General features: G+C 66.6%; 21 protein-coding genes. 10 read left to right on the forward strand and 11 right to left on the reverse strand.

From position 1 onward, the window contains the following. Positions 1-3: 3 nt before the first annotated feature. Positions 4-636, reverse strand: a complete 633-nt coding sequence (gene tetR, locus ABIC51_RS12530; protein ID WP_027788304.1) for a tetracycline resistance transcriptional repressor TetR — start codon at positions 634-636, stop codon at positions 4-6. A gap of 63 nt (positions 637-699) precedes the next feature. Here tetR and tet point away from each other — a divergent pair, with 63 nt between their 5' ends. Continuing rightward, complete coding sequence (gene tet, locus ABIC51_RS12535) at positions 700-1,893, forward strand: Tet(A)/Tet(B)/Tet(C) family tetracycline efflux MFS transporter (protein WP_146253372.1); 1,194 nt, start codon at positions 700-702, stop codon at positions 1,891-1,893. A gap of 34 nt (positions 1,894-1,927) precedes the next feature. Here tet and ABIC51_RS12540 read toward each other — a convergent pair whose 3' ends face one another. Both ABIC51_RS12540 and purM read right to left on the reverse strand, forming a co-directional pair. Beyond that, positions 1,928-2,323, reverse strand: a complete 396-nt coding sequence (locus ABIC51_RS12540) for a YybH family protein (protein WP_027788306.1) — start codon at positions 2,321-2,323, stop codon at positions 1,928-1,930. 111 nt (positions 2,324-2,434) lie between these two features. Beyond that, positions 2,435-3,490 (reverse strand): phosphoribosylformylglycinamidine cyclo-ligase, encoded by a 1,056-nt coding sequence (gene purM / locus ABIC51_RS12545; protein WP_006484927.1) that lies wholly within the window; start codon positions 3,488-3,490, stop codon positions 2,435-2,437. Between the two features lie 250 nt (positions 3,491-3,740). Here purM and hda point away from each other — a divergent pair, with 250 nt between their 5' ends. The 8 genes from hda (at position 3,741) to ABIC51_RS12585 (ending at position 9,848) form a co-directional block, all read left to right on the forward strand. Next, positions 3,741-4,475, forward strand: coding sequence for a DnaA regulatory inactivator Hda (gene hda / locus ABIC51_RS12550; protein ID WP_217483926.1), 735 nt, complete (start codon positions 3,741-3,743; stop codon positions 4,473-4,475). An 11-nt stretch (positions 4,476-4,486) separates the two neighbouring features. Further along, the gene (locus tag ABIC51_RS12555) at positions 4,487-5,164 is read left to right on the forward strand and encodes a histidinol-phosphatase (RefSeq protein WP_021162206.1); all 678 of its coding nucleotides are present in this window, start codon (positions 4,487-4,489) and stop codon (positions 5,162-5,164) included. Between the two features lie 5 nt (positions 5,165-5,169). Next, the gene (gene pcnB, locus ABIC51_RS12560) at positions 5,170-6,711 is read left to right on the forward strand and encodes a polynucleotide adenylyltransferase PcnB (RefSeq protein ID WP_226129116.1); all 1,542 of its coding nucleotides are present in this window, start codon (positions 5,170-5,172) and stop codon (positions 6,709-6,711) included. Between the two features lie 35 nt (positions 6,712-6,746). After that, positions 6,747-7,289, forward strand: a complete 543-nt coding sequence (gene folK / locus ABIC51_RS12565; RefSeq protein WP_059698831.1) for a 2-amino-4-hydroxy-6-hydroxymethyldihydropteridine diphosphokinase — start codon at positions 6,747-6,749, stop codon at positions 7,287-7,289. Then, complete coding sequence (locus ABIC51_RS12570) at positions 7,286-7,972, forward strand: deoxynucleoside kinase (protein WP_060359589.1); 687 nt, start codon at positions 7,286-7,288, stop codon at positions 7,970-7,972. The genes folK and ABIC51_RS12570 overlap by 4 nt, the downstream gene beginning before the upstream one ends. Before the next feature lie 45 nt (positions 7,973-8,017). Beyond that, on the forward strand, positions 8,018-8,833 hold the full coding sequence (panB, locus tag ABIC51_RS12575; protein WP_027788311.1) for a 3-methyl-2-oxobutanoate hydroxymethyltransferase: 816 nt from the start codon (positions 8,018-8,020) through the stop codon (positions 8,831-8,833). A gap of 188 nt (positions 8,834-9,021) precedes the next feature. Beyond that, positions 9,022-9,402, forward strand: a complete 381-nt coding sequence (locus ABIC51_RS12580; RefSeq protein WP_080981970.1) for a BPSL0067 family protein — start codon at positions 9,022-9,024, stop codon at positions 9,400-9,402. Beyond that, the gene (locus ABIC51_RS12585) at positions 9,399-9,848 is read left to right on the forward strand and encodes an STY0301 family protein (RefSeq protein ID WP_060078892.1); all 450 of its coding nucleotides are present in this window, start codon (positions 9,399-9,401) and stop codon (positions 9,846-9,848) included. Before ABIC51_RS12580 ends, ABIC51_RS12585 begins: the two co-directional genes overlap by 4 nt. A 19-nt stretch (positions 9,849-9,867) precedes the next feature. Here the strand turns inward: ABIC51_RS12585 and ABIC51_RS12590 are convergent, their stop codons facing one another. The 5 genes from ABIC51_RS12590 to grpE form a co-directional block, all read right to left on the reverse strand. Beyond that, positions 9,868-11,790 (reverse strand): chorismate-binding protein, encoded by a 1,923-nt coding sequence (locus tag ABIC51_RS12590; RefSeq protein WP_175897902.1) that lies wholly within the window; start codon positions 11,788-11,790, stop codon positions 9,868-9,870. A 13-nt stretch (positions 11,791-11,803) separates the two neighbouring features. Beyond that, positions 11,804-12,940: a molecular chaperone DnaJ gene (gene dnaJ, locus ABIC51_RS12595; RefSeq protein WP_021162212.1), complete on the reverse strand. Its 1,137-nt coding sequence runs from the start codon at positions 12,938-12,940 to the stop codon at positions 11,804-11,806. Positions 12,941-13,208: 268 nt separating this feature from the next. Next, positions 13,209-15,161, reverse strand: a complete 1,953-nt coding sequence (gene dnaK, locus ABIC51_RS12600; RefSeq protein ID WP_021162213.1) for a molecular chaperone DnaK — start codon at positions 15,159-15,161, stop codon at positions 13,209-13,211. Positions 15,162-15,308: 147 nt separating this feature from the next. Continuing rightward, entirely contained in the window at positions 15,309-15,719 is a 411-nt protein-coding gene (locus ABIC51_RS12605; RefSeq protein ID WP_059528987.1) for a thioredoxin family protein, read from the reverse strand. A 10-nt stretch (positions 15,720-15,729) separates the two neighbouring features. Then, positions 15,730-16,275, reverse strand: coding sequence for a nucleotide exchange factor GrpE (gene grpE / locus ABIC51_RS12610; protein ID WP_146253369.1), 546 nt, complete (start codon positions 16,273-16,275; stop codon positions 15,730-15,732). A gap of 356 nt (positions 16,276-16,631) precedes the next feature. Between grpE and ABIC51_RS12615 the strand changes: the two genes are divergently transcribed. Beyond that, positions 16,632-16,793, forward strand: a complete 162-nt coding sequence (locus tag ABIC51_RS12615) for a hypothetical protein (RefSeq protein ID WP_006476841.1) — start codon at positions 16,632-16,634, stop codon at positions 16,791-16,793. Here the strand turns inward: ABIC51_RS12615 and ABIC51_RS12620 are convergent. The 3 genes from ABIC51_RS12620 to hrcA all read right to left on the reverse strand — a co-directional run bounded on the left by ABIC51_RS12620 (position 16,765) and on the right by hrcA (position 19,411). After that, positions 16,765-17,172 (reverse strand): RNA-binding S4 domain-containing protein, encoded by a 408-nt coding sequence (locus tag ABIC51_RS12620; protein WP_021162216.1) that lies wholly within the window; start codon positions 17,170-17,172, stop codon positions 16,765-16,767. The genes ABIC51_RS12615 and ABIC51_RS12620 overlap by 29 nt on opposite strands. After that, entirely contained in the window at positions 17,169-18,242 is a 1,074-nt protein-coding gene (gene hemH, locus ABIC51_RS12625; protein ID WP_059698977.1) for a ferrochelatase, read from the reverse strand. Before hemH ends, ABIC51_RS12620 begins: the two co-directional genes overlap by 4 nt. Before the next feature lie 146 nt (positions 18,243-18,388). After that, positions 18,389-19,411, reverse strand: a complete 1,023-nt coding sequence (gene hrcA, locus ABIC51_RS12630) for a heat-inducible transcriptional repressor HrcA (RefSeq protein WP_021162218.1) — start codon at positions 19,409-19,411, stop codon at positions 18,389-18,391. Between the last annotated feature and the right edge of the window lie 101 nt (positions 19,412-19,512).

The following is a 19,512-nucleotide window of genomic DNA, read 5'->3' on the forward strand; positions in this document are numbered from 1 at the left end:
CCGTCAGCCGCGCGCGCGTGCTGCCAGGCGCGCGCGGGCGCCGTCGACGATCAGCGCGACGCCGCGCTCGAACGCTTCGTCTCCGCCGCGTGCACGCAGCGCGGCCCAGCCCTTGGCGAGCAACGGATACTCGGCCGCGTCCGGCAGCGGCGCATCGGCCTCGCCTTCGGGTTCCGCCTGTTCCTCCAGCACCCATCCAACCACGAAGCGGCCCAGCGCATACATCACGTCGACCGCCTCGTCCGGCGCGAAACCCGCTTCGCCGAGCAGCGCGACCTTGCGTTCGATCGAGCTGAAATGCAGCGCCCGCGGCCGGGTACCGGCATGCAGGCGCGCGCCGTCGCGATAGGCCAGCAGCGCGCGCCGGAAACTGCGCGCGTTGTCGAGAAGCCACGCATCCCACGCCTCGCCCGGCCGCGGCAGCGACGCATCGTGCCGCTCGAGCATGATCGCCTCGGCCATCGCGTCGAGCAGTTCGGCCTTGTTCCGGAAATGCCAGTAAAGCGTCGGCGACTGCACGCCGAGCCGCTCGGCGAGCCGCCGCGTCGACAGCCCATCGATGCCGACTTCATCGAGCAGGTCGAGCGCCGCGCGCAGTACCGTGTCGCGCGTCAGCCGCGCCCCTGTGTCCTTCATCTCTATCACCGATAGGGAAAGTTGTGGAATAATCGCCACTCTATCACCGATAGAGTTACACCCTTGAATCCGTCCCTGATTGCCATTCTGGCCACGGTCCTGCTCGACGCGATCGGCGTCGGGATCGTGATGCCGATCCTCCCCGGGCTCCTGCGCTCGCTCGCCGATGCGGGCAGCACCGACACCCACTACGGGATCCTGCTCGCGCTGTACGCATTCGCGCAGTTCCTGTGCGCACCGCTGCTCGGCGCGCTGAGCGACCGCTTCGGCCGCCGGCCCGTCCTGCTCGTGTCGCTCGCGGGCGCCGCGCTCGACTACCTGCTGATGGCGCTCGCGCCGACGCTCGCCTGGCTCTACGTCGGGCGGCTGATCGCGGGCATCACCGGCGCGAACGTCGCGGTCGCGACTGCATACGTCACCGACGTCACGGCCGAACCCGACCGCGCGCGACGCTTCGGCCAGCTCGGCGCGATGATGGGCATCGGCTTCATCGCGGGCCCGTTGATCGGCGGCCTGCTCGGCGCGCTGCATGTGCGCGCGCCGTTCGTCGCGGCCGCCGTGCTCAACGCGCTCAACCTCGTGCTCGTCTGGCGCGCGCTGCCGGAATCGCGGCCGCGTTCGGCCCGCAAAGGCCAAACGGCCGGCGCGCTCAACCCGTTCGCCAGCCTGCGCCGGCTGACCGGCTCACCGGCGCTCGTGCCGCTGATCGGCATTTACGTGATCGTGGCGCTGGTGTCGCAGGCGCCCGCCACGCTGTGGATCCTGTACGGCCAGGAACATTTCGGGTGGTCGACACCGATCGCGGGGCTGTCGCTGGCAGGCTACGGCGCGTGTCACGCGCTCGCGCAGGCTTTCGCGATCGGGCCGCTGATCGCGCGGCTCGGCGAGCGCCGCGCGCTCGCACTGGGCCTCGCGGGCGACGCGCTCGGGCTCGTGGCGATTGCGTTCGCGACCGCCGCGTGGGTGCCGTTCGCGCTGCTGCCGCTGTTCGCGGCGGGCGGCATGACGTTGCCGGCGCTGCAGGCGATGCTCGCGCGGCAGGTCGACGATGCGCGCCAGGGTGAACTGCAAGGCGCGCTCGCGAGCGTGGCGAGCCTGATCGGTGTCGCGGGGCCGCTGGTCGTCACCGCAACCTATGCGGCGACACGCGCGACCTGGCCGGGGCTCGTCTGGGCCGCGGCCGCGCTGCTTTATCTGCTCGTCCCGCCGTTGCTGGCCGGTGCCCGGCCAGCGGGCGCGGCGCGGCCGTCCGCCTGAGCGCCGGCCGGCACCGTCACGCCCGCCGCCGTGCTCAATGCGCGAGCGTCACGAGATTGGCATCGCGGACGAGCTGCCAGCGGCCGTCGGCCTTGCGGAAGATCGTCAGCGTATGGCCCGAACGGCGGATCGTCTCGCCGCCCGGCGGAGTCGCCTCGATCTCGATGAAATTGCGCATGTACGCCCAGTCGCCCAGCACGCGCAGTTCGTCGATCCGGTAACGGCCGTCGATCGTCGGCGCGGGCCCGCCCCCGGCGTTCGCGTCACGCGATGCGGCCGCAAACGCCGCCTTATCGAACGGCGGCCTGCCGGCCACCATGAAGATCGCGTCGTCGGCGATCAGGTCGAGCACGGTCGCCAGGTCGCCGCGGCGGCTCGATACGAACCAGTTGTCCACGAGCTCACGGATCGCGCGTTCGTCTTCGGTCATCGTCGCTCCTCCTTCATCGGCGCGCGCCCGTACGCCGCGCGGCGCCCGAAAAAAAAGCCGCCCGGATCGACTCCGGGCGGCTTTCCTTGCTGCATCTGCTGCGGCCGTGCGTCAGACCACGACGGTCTGCGCCTCGCCTTCGCGGGTCGCACGGACGGTGCCGATCTTCCACACCTGTTCGCCGGCGGCGGTCAGGTCGGCGATCGCTGCGTCGGCATCGGCCGCCGAAACGATCACGGCCATGCCGATCCCGCAGTTGAACACGCGGTGCATTTCCGCGTCGGCGACGCCGCCGTGCTCCTGCAGCCACTTGAACAGCGGCGGCAGCGGCCACGCGTTCTGGTCGAGCTCGGCGGTGAGGCCTTCGCGCAGCACGCGCGGAATGTTCTCGACGAGGCCGCCGCCGGTGATGTGCGCCATGCCCTTCACCGACAGCTTCTGCATCAGCGCGAGCAGCGGCTTCACGTAGATGCGCGTGGGTGCCATCAGCGCGTCGGCGAGCGAGCGGCCGTGGAAATCGGCCGACAGGTCGGGGTTCGCGCGCTCGATGATCTTGCGCACGAGCGAGAAACCGTTCGAGTGGATGCCGCTCGATGCGAGGCCCAGCACCACGTCGCCCTCGGCGATCGTGCTGCCGTCGATGATCTTGCTCTTCTCGACCGCGCCGACCGCGAAGCCGGCCAGGTCGTATTCGCCGTCCGGGTACATGCCCGGCATTTCGGCCGTTTCACCGCCGATCAGCGCGCAGCCGGACAGTTCGCAACCCTGCGCGATGCCCTTGACGACCGTTGCCGCGGTATCGACGTCGAGCTTGCCGCACGCGAAGTAGTCGAGGAAGAACAGCGGCTCGGCGCCCTGCACGAGGATGTCGTTCACGCTCATCGCGACGAGATCCTGGCCGACGGTGTCGTGTTTGTTCAGATGAAAGGCCAGCTTGAGCTTGGTGCCCACGCCGTCGGTGCCCGACACGAGCACGGGCTCCTTGTACTTCTTCGGTACTTCGAACAGCGCGCCGAACCCGCCGATGCCGCCGAGCACGCCGTCGCGCAGGGTTTTCTTCGCAAAAGGCTTGATCTTGTCGATGAGCGCGTCGCCCGCGTCGATGTCGACGCCTGCGTCGCGATAGGACAGACCTTGGGCGTCGGGAGCGGATTTCGGAGGATTCATGGGGGAATGCGAGAAGGTCGGTAAAATGCGATTTTACCCGAAGCCGGCCCGTTGGCCGGAATTCCCAGCACCGAATCGTCAGGGATTGCATCTTGGTCAACACGTCCCCGTTTTCATCGCCGAGCGAACCGCGCCGAAACCGGCGTGGCGCCGTGCGTGCGGGCGCGCGTGAAGCCCGCGAAGGCGCAGTTCCCGGCGCGTGCCCGGCGTACGGCACGCGTATTTTCAACCGACCCGCATTGTGACTGTTGTGTCCCGTCAACTGACGCTCGATCTCGGCACGCCGCCGCCCGCCACGTTCGACAACTTCATCATGAACGATGAGAACGACGAGCTCATCTCGCGCCTGCAGAAGCTCGACCTCGCGCTCGCGGCGGGCCCCGTGCCGGACCGGTCGTTCTATATCTGGGGCGAGCCCGGATGCGGCCGCACCCATCTGCTGCAGGCGCTCGTGAGCGACGCCTCGTACGGCTATGCGCGTTATCTCACACCGCAAAGCCCGCTCGGCGCGTTCACGTTCGACCCGCGCATCGGCATCTACGCGATCGACGACTGCGACCGGATGAGCGACACGCAGCAGGTCGCGCTGTTCAACCTGTTCAACGAAGTGCGCGCGCACCCGTCGAGCGCGTTCGTCGCGGCGGGCCCCGCGGCGCCGCTCGCGCTCGACGTGCGCGAGGATCTCCGCACGCGCCTCGGCTGGGGGCTCGTGTTCCACCTGTCGCCGCCGTCCGATGCCGGCAAGATCGCCGTGCTCAAGCTCGCGGCGAAGGAACGCGGGATCGCGCTCACCGACGACATCGCCGCCTACCTGCTGACCCATTTCCGCCGCGACATGCCGAGCCTGATGGCGCTGCTCGACGCGCTCGACCGCTTCTCGCTCGAGCAGAAACGCGCCGTCACGCTGCCGTTGCTGCGCCGCATGCTGGCGCGTCCCGGCGACGACATCACCCCACCGGGCACGGGCCCGAACCGCTTCGAGTAAAATGCGCTTCCATGACTAATCTGGCACTCTTTGACCTCGATCACACGCTGATCCCGACCGATAGCGACCACGAATGGGGCCGCTTCATGGTGAAGCTCGGCATCGTCGACGCGGAAAGCTTCTCGCGTCAGAACGACCAGTTCTTCGCCGACTACAAGGCCGGCAAGCTCGACATCCACGCGTACCTCACGGCGATGCTCACGCCGCTCGCGAAGTATTCGCGTGCGCAGCTCGCGCAATGGCACGAGCAGTACATGCACGAGGTGATCCGACCCGCAATGACGCCCGCCGCGCTCGAACTCGTGCGCAAGCACCTCGATGCAGGCGACCTGTGCTGCGTCGTGACGGCGACCAACGAATTCATCACGCGCCCGATCGCCACCGCGTTCGGCGTCGACACGCTGATCGCCTGCGAGGTCGAGACGACCGACGGGCATCCCGATTCGCCGTACACGGGCCGTCCGACCGGCACGCCGAGCTATCGCGAAGGCAAGATCGTGCGGACCGAAGCGTGGCTCGCGTCGCTCGGCAAGCAATGGAGCGACTTCACGCACACCTACTTCTACAGCGACTCGCACAACGACATCCCGTTGCTCGAGAAAGTCACCGACCCGATCGCGACCAACCCTGACGACACGCTGCGCGCGCATGCAAGCAACCGCGGCTGGCGCATCCTCGATCTCTTCTGAACGTCGTGATCAAAAAATTCATTCGCAAACTGCTCGGCCAGGACGAAACCGAGCAAACCTCTCCCGCAGCGGCCCCGGCCGACGAAGCGGCCCCTGCTACCCCGCGTGCCCCGAAAGGCGCCCGCGGCGGCACGAAAAAGCCGCGCAGCAACCATGAGCCGACCGTCGTGCCGGCCAGCGTGCACGGCATCAACCCGGCGCTGATCTCGAAGAATGCCGTGCGCGTGACCGACACGCTGCAGCAGGCGGGCTTCCGCGCCTTCATCGTCGGCGGTGCGGTACGCGACCTGCTGCTCGGCATCGCGCCGAAGGACTTCGACGTCGCGACCGATGCGACGCCGACCGAGGTGCAGCGCCTGTTCCGCCGCGCGCGCCTGATCGGCCGCCGCTTCCAGATCGTCCACGTGCAGTTCGGCCAGGAACTGATCGAGGTGTCGACGTTCCGCGCGCTGGTCGACGCGCCGCCCGAGGCGTCCGCGGCAACGGCCGAGCCGCCGAGGCGCCTGAAGCGCGACGAACTCGATCGCCGCACGCATGCGGTCGATGCGAGCGGCCGCGTGCTGCGCGACAACGTGTGGGGCGAGCAGCACGAGGACGCCGCGCGCCGCGACTTCACGATCAACGCGATGTACTACGACCCGTCGACGCAGACGGTGCTCGACTATCACGACGGGATGGCCGACGTACGCGCCCGCCTGTTGCGGATGATCGGCGATCCGGCCACGCGCTTCCGCGAGGATCCGGTGCGGATGCTGCGCGTCGTGCGCTTCGCGGCGAAGCTCGGTTTCGAGATCGAGCCGCACACGCGCGAGCCGATCAACGCGCTCGCCGACCTGATCAACAACGTGCCGGCCGCGCGCCTGTTCGACGAAATGCTGAAGCTGCTGCTGTCGGGCCACGCGCTCGCGTGCCTGAAGCAGCTGCGCAAGGAGGGTCTGCATCACGGGCTGCTGCCGCTGCTCGACGTCGTGCTCGAACAGCCGCAGGGCGAAAAGTTCATCACGCTCGCGCTGAACAACACCGACGCGCGCGTGCGCGCCGGCAAGACGGTATCGCCGGGCTTCCTGTTCGCGACGCTGCTGTGGCACGACATGCGCCAGCGCTTCGAGCAATACACGGCCGAAGGCGAAATCCCGGTGCCGGCGCTCCATCGCGCGATGGACGACGTGCTCGACATGCAGACCGAGAAACTCGCGATCCACAAGCGCTACTCGGCCGACATGCGCGAGATCTGGGGCCTGCAGCTGCGCCTCGAGAAACGCTCGGGCCGCAGCGCGATGAGGCTGCTGGAACACCAAAGGTTTAGAGCGGGGTATGATTTCCTCCTGTTACGCTGCGAATCCGGCGAGCTCGATGCGGAAGTCGGACAGTGGTGGACGGATTTCATCGAAGGCGACGCGGCCGCTCGCGAGGCATTGCTCACGCAGGGCGGCTCGAAGGAAAAATCGCCCCGCAAGCGGCGCCGCCGCGGCGGTGCGCGAAACCGCAAGCCGGGTGAAGGTGCCGCCGAGCAGGCACCGGACACCTCGGGCGGTTCCGACGACTGACGCGCACGACGGCGAACGACGTAGGAAGTGATGCCATGACGGTTGCATATATCGGACTGGGGGCGAATCTCGGCGATGCGCGCCAGACCCTGAAGGACGCGGTGGTGTGCCTCGCGCAGCAGCGCACCATCTCGATCCTCGGCAAATCGAGCCTGTATCGCACGGCGCCCTTCGAAGCGGGCGGCGACGACTACTACAACTGCGTCGTCAAGCTCGACACGACGCTGTCGGCGCGCGAGCTGCTCGCGCTCTGCCAGAAGATCGAACATCACTTCGGCCGCGAGCGCCCGTATCGCAACGCGCCGCGCACGCTCGACCTCGACATCCTGCTGTTCGGCGCCGACTCGATCGACGAACCCGACCTGATCGTCCCGCACCCGCGCCTCACCGATCGCGCGTTCGCGCTCGTGCCGCTCGTGGAGATCGAGCCCGCACTCGACATTCCCGCGCGCGGCCGTGCCGATACCTTCCTCGCCGCCGTCGCGGATCAGCGCGTCGAGAAGGTGCAGACCTGCCAGTGCCTGATGCAGAAGGCGCTCGCCGCCAGCGCAGACGCCGACAAGAACCGCTGCCGATGACCCCGACACCCCTCACCGTCACTGCGCCCGACCTGCGCGCCCCGCACCGCTATCTCGTGATCGAAGGCCCGATCGGCGTCGGCAAGACGACGCTCGCGCGCCTGCTCGCCGAACGCTGGTCGATGCAGACGCTGCTCGAGCGCCCGCAGGACAACCCGTTCCTCGAACGCTTCTATCGCGATACCACGCGCTACGCGCTGCCCGTGCAGCTGTCGTTCGCGCTGCAGCGTGCGCAGCAGGCACGCGAGCTGATCGGTGCGCTCGAAACGGGCCGCCCGGTCATCGCCGATTTCATGCCGCAGAAAAACGACATCTTCGCGCGGCTGAACCTGCCGGAAGACGAGTGGCAGCTCTACCGTTCGGTCGCCACGCACGTGGACGTGCCGCAGGCGCCGTCGCCCGACCTCGTCGTCTACCTGCAGGCGAGCCCCGAAGTGCTGTTCTCGCGCATCCAGAAGCGCGGGCTGCCGATGGAGCTGCAGATCAGCGACGCGTACCTGCGCTCGCTCGTCGACGCGTACAACGAATTCTTCTACCACTACGACCGCACGCCGGTGCTGACGGTCGCCGCGGAACACCTGAACCCGCAGGATTCCCCCGAAGATCTCGCCCTGCTGGTCGAGCGCATCGAGACGATGCGCGGCCGCAAGGAATTCTTCGTCAAGGGCGAGACGACGCGCTGACGCGTCCTCGCCTGTCGTTCCTTACCCATCCGAACCGGATTTCCCATGACCTATCTCCAGGAATCGAGCCGGCCTGCCGTCACGGTGCCCAAGCTGCAGGCAATGCGCGTCGCCGGCGAGAAGATCGCGATGCTCACCTGCTACGACGCGAGCTTTGCCGCCCTGCTCGACCGTTCGGGCGTCGACGTGCTGCTGATCGGCGATTCGCTCGGCAACGTGCTGCAGGGCCAAACGACCACGCTGCCCGTCTCGCTCGACGACATCGCGTATCACACCGCCTGTGTCGCCCGCGCGCAGCCGCGCGCGCTGGTCGTCGCCGATCTGCCGTTCGGCACGTACGGTACGCCGGCCGAGGCGTTCGCGAGTGCCGTCAAGCTGATGCGTGCCGGCGCGCAGATGGTCAAGCTCGAAGGCGGCGAATGGCTCGCCGAGACGATCCGCTTCCTCGTCGAGCGCGCGGTGCCCGTATGCGCGCACGTGGGCCTCACGCCGCAATCGGTGCACGCGTTCGGCGGCTTCAAGGTGCAAGGCAAGACCGAAGCCGGTGCCGCCCAGTTGCTGCGCGACGCGCGCGCGATCGAGGATGCGGGCGCGCAGCTCGTCGTGCTCGAAGCCGTGCCGACGCTGGTCGCCTCCGAAGTCACGCACATGCTCAAGATTCCGACGATCGGCATCGGCGCGGGCGTCGACTGCTCGGGCCAGGTGCTCGTGCTGCACGACATGCTCGGCGTGTTCCCCGGCAAGCGGCCGCGCTTCGTGAAGGATTTCATGCAGGGTCAGCCGAACATCCAGGCGGCCGTCGAAGCGTACGTGCACGCGGTGAAGGATGGTTCGTTCCCTGGGGCGGAACATTCGTTCTGATCGGGAGGGCAGCGCCGCGGGCGCGCTGTCGGCGATCGCCGACGCACACTCGCTGACGTGGCCGGCAATGCGGTACGCCGTTTCTCATACTGCATTGTCGGACAACGTGTACTTTCTAACTCGTCCTATTTCCGCTCTTCTTCGTCGCTGCGACCATCAAGCCTTCGTCAATCGAAGGCGTGTGAAAGATGGCTCATGTGTATGAAAAGGCAGCTGACCTCGTCGGGCAAAAGCTGGCAGGCGACGGAGAATGCGTCGCACTGGTCAAAATTTATACGTCCGTCGGCCCCACCGCCATCTGGCGACCGGAAAGGAAGGCAGCGGGCGACCGGAGTATCCGCGTCGGGACCGTCATTGCAACTTTCGAGAACGATCGCTACCCAAGCCGATCGCATGGCAATCATGCTGCGTTCTATCTGAGCCAGGATGTACGCGGTATCTACGTCGTTGAACAATGGCGCTCACTCAAGGCAATTCAGAGACGATGCATTCCGTTCAAAGGCAAGGACAAAAATGGCCGTTACATCGATCCGAGCAATAACGCCGATGCATTTTCGGTCGTGAAATGACGATGCGCATCCGCCAAGCACCGTATCGGCAGCTCGCCATCGCCATGCTCGCATACGGTCCGCTCATCACGTTACCTGCGTCCGCTGCGACAACAGATTGCCCCGCACGCGTCGCCGTTACTCAGCAGCTCGACGGTCAACCACCCGACGGCTGGAAAAACTTCGACACGCAAAGCACATATCCGCTTGCCAGCGTCACCTTCTGGTCGGGGCCACCGGACCGGATGACTTCGTTGCTGCCGAACCGCTCGCGCTCCGAGTCCCAGAGCGACATTTATGTCTGGTCGCTCGCCGAAAACCGTGAAGACTACTGGGTCTCATGTGACTACGGCAATACGAGCGTCGTGATCGCACGGCCGCTCGGCAAACAGGCACAGACTTGCGTCGCGCGTTACAGGCACGGGCACGCCATCGTGCAAAGCTGGCAATGTACGCCGCGGAAATAATCCGCGTTCAGGTCGGTGTTCAGCCGTGAATCAGCCGCGCCACCATCGGCCCGCGCAACGCGTTGCAGATCATCAACTCATCCGCGTTCAGCACATCGTCGAGCGTCAGCGCACGCTCTTTTGCGCCTAGTGCCGGATCGTCGAGCAGTACACCACGCATCACGCCCGGCAGCACGCCGGACGCCAGCGGCGGCGTTCCCCACTGGCCGTCAAGCTTCACGAACACATTCGAGCGCCCGCCTTCCGTCACCTCGCCGCGCTCGTTGACGAACAGCATGTCGAAGCACCCGAGCGCCTCCGCCGCCTGCCACGCGCGATCGTATTCGGCGCGGCGCGTCGTCTTGTGCAGCAGCAGCGCATCGCTCGCACGGGTCGATGCGAAGCCGTGCGCGGACGCCAGCAACACGCCGACCGGCCCCGCCGGCAGCGGCTTGAGCAGTGCCGCGACGATCTCGACCGTGCCGTCCTTCGCGAGCGCGAGCTTCATCCGGTAGGTGACGTCGCCGTCGAGCGCCGCGCAGCGCGCGTCGATCTCGCGGCGTAGCGCCTCGGGGTCGAAGCGGAAGCCGAATGCATCCGCGCTACGCTGCAGCCGCGCGAGATGACGATCGAGGTGCCGGATACCGTCCGCACGCGTGGCGGCGGTCGTTTCGAACAGCTGGAAGCCGGGATCGGCATCCGTCAGGAATCGTGCTTTCAATTCGCACTCCGCATATTCGTCGGCCGCGACACTGTCGAGCACGATGCCCGCGCCGACCCCCATCGTGCCACGGCGCCGGCCGGCGATTAGCGTTGCCGGATTGCGTGCTTCGGCACCGGTCGCACCTTCACTGGTAGCACCGAGCGTCAGCGTCCGGATCGCGACCGACAGGCAAAAATCGCCACAACCGGCGAGGCGCTCACCCGGCACGTCGGAATCGGCGCCTTGCTTAGCGGCGTCAAGCCAGCCGATCGCGCCCGTATAGAGGCCGCGCGGTGTCGACTCGATCGCATCGATCAACTGCATCGTCTTGTACTTCGGCGCGCCCGTGATCGATCCGCACGGAAACAGCGCACGCAGCATCTGCGCGAACGTCGTCCCTTCGCGCCAGCCGGCCTCGACCGTCGACGTCATCTGCCACACCGACGCATACGGCTCGACGGAGAACAGCGCCGGCACGCGAACCGTCCCGGTGCGCGCGATCCGCGATACGTCGTTGCGCAGCAGGTCGACGATCATCACGTTTTCCGCGCGGTTCTTCGGATCGCTCGCGAGGAACGCGGCCGCCGCCGCATCGTCGCGAAGGTCGGCCGAACGGGGTGCGGTGCCCTTCATCGGCCGCGCGCGCAGCACGTCGCCGTGCTTCTCGACGAACAGCTCGGGCGAACACGACACGACCCACGCCCCGTCGGGCAACGCAACCAGCGCGCCGTAGCGCACCGGCTGGCGCGCACGCAGCCGCCGGTACAGCGCGAGCGGCGTGCCGAACACATCGAAGTTCAGCCGGTACGTGTAGTTGACCTGATACGAATCGCCCGCGCGCAGCGCGTCGTGCACCGCGGCGATCGCCGCATCGAACGCATCGCGCGACACGCTCTTCGCGACATGCGCGACACCCGCGATCGACGGCGCGTCGCTGCCGCCGTCCTGCCGCGCGAGCCACGCGTCGACTTCGTCGCGCGACAGGCGTTCGCAGCGCGCATACAGCAAAAAGCGCAGCGGGGCATGGCCCGGCTGCGCCCGTTGCAGGTTGCGTCCGAATTCGTAATCGCCGACGACGACCGCATGCAGCCCGTCGCGCAGGTCCTGCGCCACCGCCGCATCGACTGCGTCGAGCCGCGCCGGATCCGTGCACACGCGTTCGCGCACGAATCCCGAATACAAACGACTCGACCGCGCGGACGCGGTCGAGTCGCAATCGTCCAAGAGCGCGAACGACGCGCTCTCGTTGCCTTCAGTCATGCTGTTACTCGAGTTACTCGAAGAAGCTCTTCACACGGTCGAACCAGCTCTTGCTCTGCGGGCTGTGACGCGCGCCGCCCTCGGCCAGCGACTTCTCGAACTGCTTGAGCAGGTCGCGCTGGTTGTCGGTCAGCTTCACGGGCGTCTCGACCTGCACGTGCACGTACAGATCGCCCGCGATGCTCGAACGCAGCCCCTTGATGCCCTTGCCGCGCAGCCGGAACGTCTTGCCCGACTGCGTGCCTTCCGGCACCGGGAACGATGCACGGCCGGCCAGCGTCGGCACCTCGATCTCGCCGCCGAGCGCGGCGGTCGTGAACGGGATCGGCATCTGGCAGTGGAGATCGTCGCCGTCGCGCTCGAACACCGAGTGCGGCTTGATGTGGATCTCGACGTACAGGTCGCCCGGCGGCCCGCCGTTGATGCCCGGCTCGCCGTTGCCGGCCGAGCGGATGCGCATCCCGTCGTCGATCCCGGCCGGGATCTTCACTTCGAGCGTCTTGGTTTCCTTCACCTTGCCCGACCCGTGGCAATGCACGCACGGCTCGGGGATGTAGGTGCCCGTGCCGTGGCACTTCGGGCAGGTCTGCTGGATGCTGAAGAAGCCCTGCGACATGCGCACCGTGCCCTGGCCATGACAGGTCGGGCAGGTTTCCGGCTTCGTGCCGGGCTTCGCACCCGACCCGTGGCAGACCTCGCACGACACCCAGCTCGGCACGCGGATCTGCGTGTCGTAGCCGTGGGCGGCCTGCTCGAGCGTGATTTCCATGCTGTAGCGCAGGTCGGCACCGCGATACACCTGCGGGCCGCCACGGCCGCCGCGCGCGGCGCCGCCCGCGGCCTGGCCGAAGATGTCGCCGAAGATGTCGCCGAACGCATCCGCGAAGCCGCCGAAGCCCTGTGCGCCCGCACCGCCCATGTTCGGATCGACGCCCGCATGGCCGTACTGGTCGTACGCGGCCCGCTTCTGGCTGTCCGAGAGCATTTCGTAGGCTTCCTTCACCTCCTTGAAATGCTCTTCCGCATCCTTGTTGTCCGGATTGCGGTCAGGGTGATACTTCATCGCAAGCTTGCGATATGCCTTCTTGATTTCGTCGTCGCTCGCATTCTTCGCGACGCCCAGAACCTCGTAGTAATCCCGTTTCGCCATATCGATTCACTGTGCCGCCACGCATCGCGCACGCGGCGGCTCCTTTCGCCCGCAGTAAAGTCTCTCGACTCGTCTGGCGCTGCGCCCGTCCGCGGACGGCTCGTGCAGCACCCGCCAAAAAACAAATGTGCCCGGAGGGCCGCAAAGCCCGCCAGGCGTGGAGTCGATCCGGCCATCCGGAAGGAAAGACAGACCGCTTGTCAGCCAGCCCGTCAGCCGCGCCGCGCGCGTGTTGCGCGCGCGGCGTGCGGCACCGGGGCAACCCGGCTTAGTCCTTCTTCACTTCCTTGAACTCGGCGTCGACGACATCGTCGGCAGCCTGTTGCGCGCCGCCCGCGTGGGCCGCACCTTCCGCTGCACCCGCTGCGCCGGCCGCACCCGCTTGCTGGGCCTGCATGTCGGCGTACATCTTTTCGCCGAGCTTCTGCGAAACCTTGCCGAGTTCCTCGACCTTCGCGTCGATCGCAGCCTTGTCGGCCGACGTGTCCTTCAGCACTTCCTCGAGCGACTTCAGCGACGCTTCGATCGCTTCCTTCTCGCCCGCGTCCAGCTTGTCGCCGTACTCGGTCAGCGCCTTCTTCGTGCTGTGGACCAGCGCATCGCCCTGGTTGCGCGAATCGGCCAGCTCGCGCAGCTTGTGATCTTCCGCTGCGTTCGCTTCCGCGTCCTTGATCATCTGGTCGATTTCAGCCTCGGACAGACCCGAGTTCGCCTTGATCGTGATCTTGTTTTCCTTGCCGGTCGCCTTGTCCTTCGCGCCGACGTGCAGGATGCCGTTCGCGTCGATGTCGAAGGTCACTTCGATCTGCGGCACGCCGCGCGGTGCGGGCGGGATGCCTTCGAGGTTGAACTCGCCGAGCAGTTTGTTGCCGGCTGCCATTTCGCGTTCGCCCTGGAACACCTTGATCGTCACGGCGCCCTGGTTGTCGTCCGCCGTCGAATACACTTGCGCGTGCTTCGTCGGGATCGTCGTGTTCTTGCTGATCATCTTCGTCATCACGCCGCCGAGCGTCTCGATACCGAGCGACAGCGGGGTCACGTCGAGCAGCAGCACGTCCTTGCGGTCGCCCGACAGGACCTGGCCCTGGATCGCCGCGCCAACCGCGACGGCTTCGTCCGGGTTCACGTCACGGCGCGGGTCCTTGCCGAAGAACTCCTTCACCTTCTCCATGACCTTCGGCATGCGCGTCTGACCGCCGACCAGGATCACGTCGTCGATGTCCGACACCTTGACGCCTGCGTCCTTGATCGCGATGCGGCACGGTTCGATCGTGCGCTCGACGAGATCTTCCACCAGCGCTTCCAGCTTCGCGCGGGTGATCTTCAGGTTCAAGTGCTTCGGGCCCGACGCGTCCGCCGTGATGTACGGCAGGTTGATTTCGGTCTGCTGGCTCGACGACAGCTCGATCTTCGCCTTTTCAGCGGCTTCCTTCAGGCGCTGCAGCGCGAGCACGTCCTTCGACAGGTCGACGCCCTGCTCCTTCTTGAACTCGCCGATGATGTAATCGATGATGCGCTGGTCGAAGTCTTCGCCGCCGAGGAACGTGTCGCCGTTGGTCGACAGCACTTCGAACTGCATTTCGCCGTCGACGTCCGCGATTTCGATGATCGACACGTCGAACGTACCGCCGCCGAGGTCATACACGGCGATCTTGCGGTCGCCCTTCTCGGCCTTGTCGAGGCCGAACGCGAGCGCGGCTGCGGTCGGCTCGTTGATGATCCGCTTGACTTCGAGGCCCGCGATGCGGCCGGCATCCTTGGTTGCCTGGCGCTGGCTGTCGTTGAAGTACGCCGGCACCGTGATCACGGCTTCCGTGACCGGCTCGCCGAGGTAGTCTTCGGCCGTCTTCTTCATCTTGCGCAGCACTTCCGCCGAAACCTGCGGCGGCGCGAGCTTTTCGCCGTGCGCTTCGACCCATGCATCGCCGTTGTCGGCCTTGATGATGCTGTAAGGCATCAGGCCGATGTCCTTCTGGACTTCCTTCTCTTCGAAGCGGCGGCCGATCAGGCGCTTCACTGCGAACAGCGTGTTCTTCGGGTTGGTCACCGATTGACGCTTGGCCGGCGCGCCGACGAGCACTTCGTTGTCGTCCATGTAGGCGATGATCGAAGGCGTGGTGCGCGTGCCTTCCGAGTTCTCGATGACCTTGACCTGGTTGCCTTCCATGATGGCAACGCACGAGTTCGTGGTGCCGAGGTCAATACCGATGATCTTTCCCATTTTTCCTAATCTCCAGAAATGCTTGTTTGCTGCGCAAAACCCCTCGTTTTGGGGCGGTTTCGCGCGCCAGAATTCAACTCTGTTCCCGAAATGCGTCCGGCCGATCCGTTTTCAAGACCCGCCGAGCGATGCGGATATTAAATTTTTTCAATCGCCGCCGGCTAGGGGATCGCTGCCCGCCGCTGCGATTTTCGCGCGCGCCGCCGACACGGCCGCCTGGAACTGCGCGAGGCCATGCCAGCCCGTCGCGCGGCCGAGCCGCTTGCCGCGGTGGAAGAAGAACCAAGTCGGCACACCGTGCAGCCCGAAGCGGCGCCCCAGCTGGTGGTGTTCGTACACGTTGCAATGGAACCACTTCAAGCCCAGCGCGCGGATGGCGTCGGGCTGGGCGAGCATCGCCTTCTTCGCGATCTCGCAGTTGAAGCAGTCGACGCCCCAGAAGAACACCACCGCAAGCGCGTCCCCCGCGCCGTCGATCGCCGCGTCGAACGTGCCGGCGTCCAGCGCCTGCATGTCGAACGCGTCAAATGCGGCCGGATCGACGCCGGCGGGCACCATCGCGACGCCCTTACTTCGGCTGCGAGACGGTGACGAGCGCCGGACGCAGCACGCGGTCGGCGATCGTGTAGCCTTTCTGCAGCACCGTGACGACGGTGTTCGGCTCCTGCTCGGCCGGCACCATCGAAATCGCCTGGTGCTGGTGCGGATCGAACTTCTCGCCGACCGGGTTGATCGCGACGACGCGGCCCTTCTCGAGTGCGCTCGTCAGCTGGCGCAGCGTCAGCTCGACGCCTTCGCGCACCTTCGCGATGTCGCCGGACGTGTCGTTGACGGCTGCTTCCAGGCTGTCCAGCACGGGCAGCAGGTGCTCCGCGAAGCTCTCGATCGCGAACTTGTGCGCCTTCGAGACGTCGTCCTGCGCGCGGCGGCGGACGTTCTCGGTCTCGGCCTTCGCCCGCAGGTAGCTCTCCTGCAGCTCGGCGACCTTGGCTTGAGCCTCCGCGAGCGCCGCGTCGGCTGCTTCGGCGGCGGGAGCAGCGCCTTGCGCCGCCTGCTTCTCGCTGCCGATATCTTCGGCCGATTGGGTAGACGGGTTCTCTTGCGTGTTTTCCATGTCGCTGAAAGTCGATTAGAGGTTGAAGCCAAATCGGCAACCGCCGGACCGTATACCCGGCGGCACCGCACATTGCTGGTGCAAATAAGGGTGAAAACTGCGATTTCAAGAGGGTTATTCGCCGGCATTCTCCAATGCCGCGAAACAACCGCGCGTCGCACCGGTGCATCGCACGCATAGTCCGCCAAAGCAGGCGAAACGGGCTGTAACAACGCTTACCTGGCAAGTACTAGCTTGGCACAGTCCCGCTGCACTACACTCCACTCAAGCGTCGGAAAAGCGTGTTTACCCTTAGCTGACCGACGCCTTACAACCACCACCTGGCGCCGTTTTCACCCCTTCTCGAGGGGAGTACCGTGAAACTGACCTTTGCGATATCGGTGGTCGCGCTGGTACTCATTGCCGGCACCACCACCATCTGCCTGTCGGGAGCCGTCACCGACCGCACGACCGAATACGGGAGCGCGCGGGCGACGTTCGACCAGATGTTCAGCTCCCACCAGAAAATCTGTCGATGATGCGCCGGTCGCGCTTCGTCGGCCGGCCGTGCAATTCGGCCGCCGGCTCGCGATACGTGCGGCGCCGCTCCAGTTCGGCGAGCCGTGCGGCCCGCCCCGCTTCCGTTTCCTCGTAAAGCGTCTGCGCGACGCTCGCCGGCCCGCGCACGTCGCACACGCCGAGTACGGCAATGTGCCAGACGATGCCGTCGATCGCAATTTCGACCTCGTCGCCCACGCGCACTTCCTTCGCCGGCTTGACTGCAGCCCCGCCGATCTTCACGTGCCCCTTGTCGACCGCATCGGTCGCAAGCGAGCGCGTCTTGAAGAACCGGGCCGCCCACAGCCATTTGTCGATGCGCAGCTTCGCGCCCGGTTCGGTCGAAATCTTGTAATTCATCGCACCTCACCCACCGTTTCGGGCTGCGCGGCCTTGACCGGCCAGCCCTGCAGATTCTCGGCGACGATCTCGCCGAGCGCGCCGATCCACGCGGGCGCGCCATTCAGGCACGGAATCCGGTGGAATGCCTTGCCGCCACCGGCGAGGAACTCGTCGCGCACCTCCATGCCGATCTCCTCGATCGTCTCCAGGCAATCGGCCGTGAAACCGGGACAGAACACGTCGGCCCGCTGTACGCCGGCCTCGCCGAACTCGCGCAGCGTCGGCGCGGTATAAGGCTGCAGCCATTCGGCCTTGCCGAAACGCGACTGGAACGTGACGCGGCACTCGGTCGTCGACAACCCGAGCGCGGCCATCAGCAGCGCGCCCGTCTGCTGGCACTGGTCGTGATAGGGATCGCCGAGGTCGAGCGTGCGCTTCGGCACGCCGTGAAAGCTCAGCACGAGCTTGTCGCCGGCCGCGAAGTCCGGCCGGCCGTGCTGCGCCCAATACTGGCGCACCTGCTCGGCCAGCGCGTGGATATAGGCCGGATGGTCTGCGTAGTGCCGTATCGTGCGCACCTCCGGCTGGTTGCGCATGCGCGAGAGCGCGTCGAATGCGGCGTCGAATGCGGTGGCCGTGGTCGACGCCGAGTATTGCGGATACATCGGCATCAGCAGCACGCGCTCGACGCCGGCGCGCTTGAACTGCGCGAGCGCGTGCGAAATGTTCGGACTGCCGTAGCGCATCGCGTAGTCGACCTGCACTTGATAACCGTTCGACGCGAGCAGGTGCCGCACGCCGTCGGTCTGGCGCACGGTATGCACGCGCAGCGGCGAGCCCTCGGGCATCCAGACGGCCGCGTATTTCTTCGCGGACGCGCGGCCGCGCAGCGGCAGGATCAGCGTGCGCAGCAGCACTTGCCAGATGGCCTGCGGAATCTCGACGACTCGCGGATCCGACAGGAATTCGGCCAGATAGCGCCGCACGGCACGCGGCGTGGGCGCATCGGGCGTGCCGAGATTGATCAGCAGCACACCGATGCGATGGGCGGCCGCGATACTCGAAGGCGGCTCAAGATCGAAACGCATGGGCAAGAACGTGCTCGGGGCACGGGACCGGACGGCTCTCAATTATAGCGGGCCGCCTCGCGCCGGTCGGCTGGCCGTTCGGCCGACTGTCGGCCCACGCGGCGCCGCGGCACGATGACGGGGCGGGATCGGGCTGGGCTCGCAGGCTACTGCTGGCTCAGCGTGAGCGACAGCAGCCGCGCGGTGATGTCGACGATCGGGATCACGCGGTTGTACGCCATGCGGGTCGGGCCGATCACGCCGAGCGTGCCGACGATCTGCCCGTTCACCTCGTAAGGGGCGGTAACGACGCTCATTTCCTCGATCGGCACGAGCGTCGATTCGCCGCCGATGAAGATCTGCACGCCCTGGGCGTGGCTCGACACGTCGAGCAGTTGCAGGAGGCCCGTCTTTTGGTCGAATACGTCGAACAGCTTGCGCAGCCGCGCCATGTCGGACGAGAGATCCGCCACCTCGAGCAGGTTGCGCTCGCCGGAAATCAGCACGGTGTCCTCGGTGTCGGGCACCTCGGTGCTGGCCGTCACGGCCGCATGCATCAGCGTGGTCATGTCGCCGCGCAACTGGTCGATCTCGTCGCGCAGGCGACGGCGCACCTCGTCGAACGACAGTCCGGCGAAATGCGCGTTGATGTAGTTGGACGCCTCGGTCAGTTGCGACGGCGAGTAGTCGCGCGGCGTCGCGAGCATCCGGTTCTGCACGTCGCCCTCGGGCGTCACGATGATCAGCAGGATGCGCTTGTCCGACAGGCGCATGAACTCGATCTGCTTGAACACGTGGCTGCGGCGCGGCGTCAGCACGACGCCCGCGAACTGCGACAGGTTCGACAGCACGCTCGCGGCGGCCGCCACGACGCGCTGCTGCGGCTCGCCGGCCTGCAGCGTGTTCTGCACCTGCCGCGCGACGGCCTCGGCGTCGATCGGCACCTCGACCGTCAGCATCGTGTCGACGAACAGCCGGTAGCCGCGCGGCGTCGGCACGCGGCCGGCCGACGTGTGCGGGCTCGACACGAGGCCGAGTTCCTCCAGGTCGGACATCACGTTGCGGATCGTCGCCGGGCTCAGCTCGAGCCCGGAGTAACGGGACAACGTGCGCGATCCGACTGGCTGACCGTCGGCGATATACCGTTCGATCAGGGTTTTCAGGAGGGTTCGTGCGCGAGGATCTAGCATGGTGGAAAATTTTAGCGCAACCGCGCGACCGCGGCGAGTGGCGTCGGCCACCGATGCGCGGGCCGACCCGATCCGGCCCCGTCAGCGCACAGCCGGTTCTT

Source organism: Burkholderia sp. 572 (assembly GCF_040545135.1).
GTDB lineage: Bacteria > Pseudomonadota > Gammaproteobacteria > Burkholderiales > Burkholderiaceae > Burkholderia > Burkholderia cepacia.